The organism is Streptomyces synnematoformans, from assembly GCF_039531005.1.
Classification (GTDB): Bacteria; Actinomycetota; Actinomycetes; order Streptomycetales; family Streptomycetaceae; genus Streptomyces; species Streptomyces synnematoformans.
This window is the reverse complement of sequence record NZ_BAAAPF010000686.1, coordinates 1-1,173: the sequence shown is the minus strand read 5'-3', so window position 1 is coordinate 1,173 and position 1,173 is coordinate 1. Positions and strand designations below refer to the sequence as shown.

1 protein-coding gene is annotated in these 1,173 nt (G+C 75.8%); it reads right to left on the bottom strand.

The features are described 5' to 3' along the window. Positions 1–1,053: tRNA 2-thiouridine(34) synthase MnmA (mnmA, locus tag ABD317_RS37120; protein ID WP_425582541.1), on the bottom strand; the 1,053-nt coding region annotated here is incomplete at its 3' end. Between the last annotated feature and the right edge of the window lie 120 nt (positions 1,054–1,173).

Sequence of the window (1,173 nt, the reverse complement as noted above, 5' to 3'; positions counted from 1 at the left end):
CGTCGCGATCGTCGCGGACCCCACCACGCGGGTGCCGTCGTACAGCACCACCGCCTGCCCCGGCGCGACCCCGCGCACCGGCTCCTCGAAGCCCACCCGCAGCTCGCCGCCGACGACCTCGGCGGTCACCGGCGTCTCGCCGCCGTGTGCGCGCAGCTGCGCGGTGTACGTGCCGGGGCCGGCCGGCGGGGCGCCGCACCAGCGCGGGGAGACCGCCGTCAGCGCCTCGACGTCCAGGGACGAGGCCGGGCCGACGGTGACGGTGTTGTCGACGGGCGAGATGTCGAGCACGTAGCGCGGCCGGCCGTCGGGGGCCGGGCGGCCGAGCGCGAGGCCCTTGCGCTGGCCGACGGTGAAGCCGTACGCGCCGGAGTGCGTGCCGACCCGGGCGCCGGACTCGTCGACCACGTCCCCCTCGGCGGCGCCGAGGCGGCGGGCCAGGAAGCCCTGGGTGTCGCCGTCGGCGATGAAGCAGATGTCGTGGCTGTCGGGCTTCTCCGCCACGAACAGCCCGCGCTCCGCCGCCTCCGCGCGGATCTCGGCCTTCGTGGTCCCGGTGTCGCCGAGCGGGAACATCGCGTGCGCGAGCTGCCGCTCGTCCAGCACGCCGAGGACGTACGACTGGTCCTTGGCCGCGTCCGCCGCGCGGTGCAGCTCGCGGCCGCCGTCGGCGCGGGTGACGACCTTCGCGTAGTGGCCGGTGCACACCGCGTCGAAGCCCAGGGCCAGCGCCTTGTCCAGCAGCGCCGCGAACTTGATCTTCTCGTTGCAGCGCAGGCAGGGGTTGGGCGTGCGGCCGGCGGCGTACTCGCTGACGAAGTCCTCCACGACGTCCTCGCGGAACCGCTCGGCGAGGTCCCAGACGTAGAACGGGATGCCGATGACGTCGGCGGCGCGGCGGGCGTCGTGCGAGTCCTCGACGGTGCAGCAGCCGCGGGCGCCGGTGCGGAAGGACTGCGGGTTGGCGGAGAGCGCGAGGTGCACCCCGGTGACGTCGTGTCCCGCCGCGGCGGCGCGGGCGGCGGCGACGGCGGAGTCCACGCCGCCGGACATGGCGGCGAGAACCTTCAGACGGGCGGGGGGGCGGGCCGTGTGTGTCGCTAGTGGTGTCATAGCCCCTCCAGGGTACGAGGCGGCGGCGCGGAACCGTGCGGCGGCCGGAGGCGTTGGCGG